Source organism: Aeromicrobium sp. PFPM2_SD2 (assembly GCF_057364525.1).
The window spans coordinates 22,341-28,931 of sequence record NZ_JBNFNZ010000003.1 but is presented as its reverse complement, the minus strand read 5'-3'; the positions used below and the strand labels follow the sequence as shown (position 1 = coordinate 28,931).

Here is a 6,591-nt window from a genome sequence, read left to right as displayed (position 1 = left end):
ACGGCCTCGCCGTCCTCGTCGACGTCGTGGGCCGTCCCGCCTGCGCACGGCGTCGTCGACGCCGACGCGCCGGCGCCCCGGTCGGTCGATCCGGCCGCGCTCGTGACCCCGGAAGGACGTGCGCCGCCGGCCTGAGCGCCGCCCGCACGTCCGTCCCACCGCGCCGACTCGGCGTCCCACCCGAAAGACACCCATGACATCCCGCACCAACCTGTGGCGCGCCCTGGCGGCGCTCGCGGTCATCGCCGCGTCGTTCGCCCTCGCGCTCACCACCCCGGCCAAGCTCGGCCTCGACCTCGAGGGCGGCACCCAGATCGTCCTGGAGACCAAGGACAGCGCCAAGGTCAAGGCCGACGCCGAGTCCACCGACCGCGCGCTCGAGGTGCTGCGCGGCCGCGTCGACGCCCTCGGCGTCGCCGAGCCGACGCTCGCCCGCTCCGGCGACAACCGCATCGTCGTCGAGCTGCCCGGCGTCCAGGACCCGCGCGAAGCGGCCGAGGTCATCGGCCAGACCGCCCAGCTGAGCTTCCACGAGGTGCTCAGCATCCCGACCGAGGCCGAGCCCAAGCTCGCCAAGGGCCAGCAGCTGCTGGAGGACGAGAGCGGCGCGCCGATCGTGGTCGGTCCGCAGCTGCTCGACGGCAACGGCGTCAGCGACGCCAACGCTGCCACGCCCGACGGCGGCATCGGCCAGTGGGTCGTGAACGTCGAGTTCAACAAGACCGGCCGTCCCGGCTGGAGCGAGCTCGTCGCGTCCGCCTGCGCCAACCCCAGCGCCGGCCAGCGCATCGCGATCGTGCTGGACCAGAAGGTCATCTCCTCCCCCGGCGTCCAGCCCGACCTGTGCGCGTCCGGCGGCGGCGGCAGCACGTCCATCACCGGCTCGTTCACCCAGGAGGAGGCCGACAACCTGGCCGTCCTCATCAAGGGCGGCGCCCTGCCCGTGCCCGTCGAGGTCATCGAGCAGCGCACCGTCGGTGCCACCCTCGGCGACGCCGCCATCGACGCGTCCATCGAGGCCGGCATCATCGGCATCGCGATGACCGGCATCTTCATCGTCATCGTCTACCGCCTCATGGGCTTCCTGGCGACCATCGCGCTCGCCACGTACGCGCTCATCTCGTTCGGCCTGCTCGTGTGGCTGGGCTCGACGCTGACGCTGCCCGGCCTGGCCGGCTTCGTGCTCGCCATCGGCCTGGCCATCGACGCCAACGTCCTGGTCTTCGAGAGAGCCCGGGAGGAGTTCGCCGAGAGAGGCAACCTCGAGCGGTCGGTCAGCACCGGCTTCAACAAGGCCTGGTCGGCGATCCTCGACTCCAACATCACGACCCTGCTGGCCGCGGTGCTGCTGTTCTTCCTGGCGTCCGGCCCGGTCAAGGGCTTCGGCGTCACGCTGTCCATCGGCACCGTCGCGTCGATGTTCTCGGCGCTCGTCGTGGCCCGCGTCCTGTGCGAGTGGGCGGTGCGCCGCTCGTTCGTCCGCAACCGGGCCAACCTCACCGGCCTGGCCAAGACCGGTCGCATCCGCCGCTACCTGAACGAGAGCGGCCCGAACCTCATGAACCGCGCCGGCACGTGGATCGTCGTGACGATCGTCATCGCCGTCGTCTCGATCGGCGGTCTGCTGGTGCGCGGTCTGAACCTGGGCGTGGAGTTCACCGGTGGACGCGTGCTGGAGTTCTCGCACTCCAAGGACGTCTCGATCGACACCGCACGCGAGGCGATCTCCGACGCCGGGTTCCCCAGCGCGGTCGTGCAGGAGTCGTCGGGCGACGGCACCGAGAACAACATCAGCGTCCGCCTGGAGAAGATCTCCAACGAGGAGGCCGTCGAGGTCCAGGACGCGCTGGCCACGGTCGGCGGCACGGTCGAGAAGCAGCGCGACGAGCTGATCGGCCCGACGCTCGGCAAGGAGCTGCGCGACAAGGCGATCATCGCGTTCATCATCGCCGCGGCCGCGCAGATGCTGTACCTGGCCTGGCGCTTCCGCTGGACCTACGCCGCGGCGGCCGTGCTGTCGATGTCGTCGGTGGTGCTGACGGTCGTGGGCTTCTTCGCCTGGACCGGCAAGCTCGTCGACGGCGTCTTCCTGGCCGCGATCCTGTCGGTGATCGGCCTGGCCGTGAACGACACGATCGTCGTGTTCGACCGCATCCGCGAGCACACGGCCGAGAACCGCGGCCGGCGCCTGCGCGACGTGGTGAACGAGGCGATCCTGCAGACGATCCCGCGCACCATCAACACGGGCCTGGGCGCCATGTTCATCCTGGCGGCCCTGGCGGTGCTGGGCGGCGACTCGCTGCGCGACTTCGCCATCGCTCTGCTGATCGGTCTGGGCTTCGGCATCCTCTCGACGATCTTCACCGCCTCGGCGTTGGCGGTCGTCCTGGAGGAGCGCTGGCCGCACGACCCGGAGAAGGCGCCGAAGGCGGTCGACCCGTACGCGCACGTCGACTCCCGCGTCACCGAGAGCGGCACCGTCTAGCCGCTCGAGCACCGTCATGCCCTGTGGTCGCCCCCGCGACCGCAGGGCATCGACGTCTGTGGGGCGCTGTGGTGGACGCGGGGCGACGCATCTTCATGCGTTCGGGTCGCCCGGACCGCCGCAACGCATGAAGCTCCGTCCCGCCCAGTCCACAGGTGGCGGTCGAGGGCTGACAACGCCGAACACCCGCGGTTACGTTGGGCCTACTGTCCACTGTCTTCGGGGGAAGCATGAACAGACCCGGACCCGCCGTCCTCGCACTCGGCACCCTGCTCCTGCTCGCGTCCTGCTCCGGCGACGACGCGGACGCGAAGCCCTCACCGGCCCCGAGTACCTCCGCCACCAGCGCCAGCCCGACGCCCACCGAGCCGCCCCCCACCATGCCGGCTGTCGCCTCGAGCGGATCAGCCTCGGGCGCGGCGGCCTTGGTCGACTACTTTGTTAAGGCGCTCGTCTACGCAGCACACACCGGCGATACAGGTCCGATGCAGAGGGTTACCGCTCCAGATTGCGTCGGGTGCAATAAGTACATCCAGATCTTCGACAAACAGCGTTCATCGAAGCTCGACTGGAAGACGACAGCCTTGGAAGTCGAGTCCGACTCCGCTGGTCACGGCGTGATGGCTACGGTGGCCGCGATCGAGCAAGCCGGCCCGGACGAGTACCGCATCTACTTTCAAGTGGATCGCCAAACCAACACGATCACTGTGATGCGTGATGCCACATGATGGCGACGCTTGCTCTACTCCTTCTACCAGCGGCTGTCGGCGCGGACATCGATATCGAGCCAGATTCGCTCGACACGTCTGTGGTCATCTCCGGCAAGGAGGAGCGACGGGGCGACCGCTTCGGCCAGCGATGGGAGCCGAAATCAGATTCGCCTTCCTTCTCGCCGGTCCATCGGCGGAGAGGCATCCCACCTCGTTGTTTCGTCGATATGTCCAACCCCAACTACCGCTGTGCGCTGCCGAGCGACTTCAACGACCCCGACCCGGCCCAACCAGCCGCGGCCCCGGAGGCCGCGGCACCGCGCGTGACGCCGGGCCGCGTCCTCACGGCCGTCCGCGAGATCGGGCTGCCGCGGCTGCGACTCACGGTGCAGCCCGGTGGCGAGACGCTGGTGAACCTCGACACGATCCTGCACACCGACGAGCCCGACTTCGCCCGCACGATCAGCCTGCTCGGCAGCCGGGTCGAGCTCCAGGCCTCCCCCACGACCTACACCTGGCACCACGGCGACGGCACCACCCAGCAGACCTCGACGCCGGGCGCCCCCTACCCCAGCAAGGACGTCGTGCACCGCTACACGCGCCCGGCCGAGCGGGTGAGCCTGCGTGTCGACGCCGCGTACGAAATCCGCTTCCGCATCGACGGCGGGCCGTGGCAGACGCTGGCCGAGACGATCACCGCGACCGGTCCTGCGACCACGATCACGGTGCGCGAGGCGCGGCCCGTCCTCACCGCCCCGTAGCCGGGCGCGACCCGGCCGTCTCACGGGCTGGATGCAAGAATGGCGGCATGCGGATCGCCAATCATGTCGTCGACCTCGTCGGGGGCACCCCGCTCGTCAAGCTCAACAACGTCGTCACCGAGGGCTCCGGCCTCGTCGCGGCCAAGGTCGAGTACCTGAACCCCGGAGGCAGCTCTAAGGACCGCATCGCGGTGCGGATGGTCGACGCCGCCGAGGCGTCCGGAGCGCTCAAGCCCGGCGGCACGATCGTCGAGCCGACGTCGGGCAACACCGGTGTCGGACTCGCCCTCGTCGCCCAGCAGCGCGGCTACAGCTGCATCTTCGTCTGCCCGGACAAGGTCGGCGAGGACAAGCGCAACGTGCTGCGCGCCTACGGCGCCGAGGTCGTCGTCTGCCCCACGGCCGTCCCGCCCGAGCACCCCGACTCCTACTACTCGGTCTCCGACCGCCTCGTCCGCGAGGTCGAGGGCGCCTGGAAGCCCGACCAGTACTCCAACCCGGCCGGTCCGCAGAGCCACTACGAGACCACCGGCCCGGAGATCTGGGCCGACACCGACGGCAAGGTCACGCACTTCGTGGCCGGCGTCGGCACCGGTGGCACCATCACCGGCGTCGGCCGCTACCTCAAGGAGGTCTCCGACGGTCGCGTGAAGATCATCGGCGCGACCCGATCGGCTCGGTCTACTCCGGCGGCACCGGCCGTCCGTACCTGGTCGAGGGCGTCGGCGAGGACTTCTGGCCCAGCGCCTATGACCCGACGGTCACCGACGAGATCATCGCCGTCAGCGACGCCGACTCCTTCGAGATGACCCGCCGCCTCGCCCGCGAGGAGGGCCTGCTCGTCGGCGGCTCGTGCGGCATGGCCGTCGTCGCCGCGCTCGAGGTCGCCCGGCGCGAGCCGGACGCCGTCATCGTGGTGCTGCTGCCCGACGGCGGCCGCGGCTACATGGGCAAGATCTTCAACGACGACTGGATGGCGTCCTACGGCTTCCTGAGCTCCTCGCTCGACGGCCGCACGGACGAGCCGACGGTCGGCGACATCCTGCGCAAGAAGAGCGGCGACATGCCGGCGCTCGTGCACACGCACCCGTCCGAGACGGTGCGCGACGCGATCGAGATCCTGCGCGAGTACGGCGTCTCGCAGATGCCTGTCGTCGGCGCCGAGCCGCCGGTCGTCATCGGCGAGGTCGCCGGCAGCGTCAACGAGAGCGACCTGCTGAGCGCCGTCTTCGAGGGACGTGCCGCCCTGACCGACGCGGTCGTCGACCACATGGGTCCGCGCCTGCCGCTCATCGGCACCGGCGAGGACCTCACCGCCGCCATGAAGGCGCTCAGCGAGAGCGACGCCCTCATGGTCGTCGACGAGGGCCGCCCGGTCGGCGTCCTCACCCGCCACGACCTGCTGGGAGTCCACGTATGAGCGAGCGCAGCGACCACGGATTCAGCACCCGGGCCGTCCACGCCGGCTGGGACCCCGATCCCGTCACCGGTGCGGTGAACACCCCGATCTACGCGTCGTCGACCTTCGCCCAGGACGGCGTCGGCGGCATGCGGTCCGGCTTCGAGTACGCCCGCACCGGCAACCCCACGCGCCGCTCGCTCGAGGCGAACCTCGCCGCGCTGGAGAACGGCACGTACGGACGCGCGTTCAGCTCCGGCATGGCCGCCACCGACTGCGCGCTGCGCACGATCCTGCGCCCGGGTGACCACCTGGTCATCCCCAACGACGCGTACGGCGGAACCTTCCGGCTCATCGACAAGGTCTTCACCCACTGGGGCATCAGCTACACGCCCGCCGCGGTGAACGACCTCGACGCGATCCGCGAGGCCATCCGGCCCGAGACGAAGCTCGTCTGGATGGAGACGCCGACCAACCCGCTGCTCAACGTCGGCGACATCGCCGCCGCCGCCGAGCTGGCGCACACGTCCGGCGCGAAGCTGCTCGTCGACAACACGTTCGCCTCGCCCTACCTGCAGCAGCCGCTGTCGCTGGGCGCGGACGTCGTGCTGCACTCGACCACCAAGTACGTGGGCGGCCACTCCGACGTCGTGGGCGGAGCGCTGGTCACCGACGACGAGGAGCTCGACCTCGGCTTCGGCTTCCTGCAGAACGGCGCGGGCGGCGTCCCGGACCCGTTCGGCGCCTACCTGACGATGCGCGGCGCCAAGACGCTCGCGCTGCGCATGGAGCAGCACTGCACGAGCGCCGAGGCGATCGTCGACATGCTCGTCGGCCATCCCGCCGTCGCGAAGGTGCTGTACCCCGGCCTGCCCGACCACCCCGGCCACGACACCGCCGCCAAGCAGATGCGCCGCTTCGGCGGCATGATCTCGCTGCGCTTGGCCGGCGGACGTCAGGCCGCGCTGGACCTGTGCGCCCGCACCGAGGTGTTCACGCTCGCCGAGAGCCTCGGGGGCGTCGAGTCGCTCATCGAGCACCCCGGCGCGATGACCCACGCGTCCACCGCCGGCTCGCTGCTGGAGGTGCCCGACGACCTGGTGCGCCTGTCGGTCGGCATCGAGGACACCGCCGACCTGCTCGCCGACCTGGAGCAGGCGCTGTCCTGACGTCTCGCAGCAACGCGAAGGGGCCCCGGCGAGAACGCCGGGGCCCCTTGCTGTTGCGGGTTCAGCA

At 70.4% G+C, this 6,591-nt stretch carries 6 protein-coding genes; all 6 read left to right on the top strand.

Features of this window, described 5'->3' with window-relative positions; genetic code table 11:
• Positions 1–193: 193 nt before the first annotated feature.
• The 6 genes from secD to AC2W7G_RS00775 all read left to right on the top strand — a co-directional run bounded on the left by secD (position 194) and on the right by AC2W7G_RS00775 (position 6,524).
• Positions 194–2,485 carry a protein translocase subunit SecD gene (gene secD / locus AC2W7G_RS00800; protein WP_485866745.1) on the top strand — a complete coding sequence of 764 codons (2,292 nt, stop codon included), beginning with the start codon at positions 194–196 and terminating at the stop codon, positions 2,483–2,485.
• A gap of 230 nt (positions 2,486–2,715) precedes the next feature.
• Positions 2,716–3,213, top strand: a complete 498-nt coding sequence (locus AC2W7G_RS00795; RefSeq protein ID WP_485866744.1) for a DUF6318 family protein — start codon at positions 2,716–2,718, stop codon at positions 3,211–3,213.
• Positions 3,214–3,422: 209 nt separating this feature from the next.
• On the top strand, positions 3,423–3,956 hold the full coding sequence (locus tag AC2W7G_RS00790; RefSeq protein WP_485866743.1) for a hypothetical protein: 534 nt from the start codon (positions 3,423–3,425) through the stop codon (positions 3,954–3,956).
• A 47-nt stretch (positions 3,957–4,003) separates the two neighbouring features.
• Positions 4,004–4,765, top strand: coding sequence for a pyridoxal-phosphate dependent enzyme (locus AC2W7G_RS00785; protein ID WP_485866742.1), 762 nt, complete (start codon positions 4,004–4,006; stop codon positions 4,763–4,765).
• On the top strand, positions 4,666–5,376 hold the full coding sequence (locus AC2W7G_RS00780) for a pyridoxal-phosphate dependent enzyme (protein WP_485866746.1): 711 nt from the start codon (positions 4,666–4,668) through the stop codon (positions 5,374–5,376). Before AC2W7G_RS00785 ends, AC2W7G_RS00780 begins: the two co-directional genes overlap by 100 nt.
• Positions 5,373–6,524, top strand: coding sequence for a cystathionine gamma-synthase (locus AC2W7G_RS00775; RefSeq protein WP_485866741.1), 1,152 nt, complete (start codon positions 5,373–5,375; stop codon positions 6,522–6,524). The genes AC2W7G_RS00780 and AC2W7G_RS00775 overlap by 4 nt, the downstream gene beginning before the upstream one ends.
• Positions 6,525–6,591: the final 67 nt, after the last annotated feature.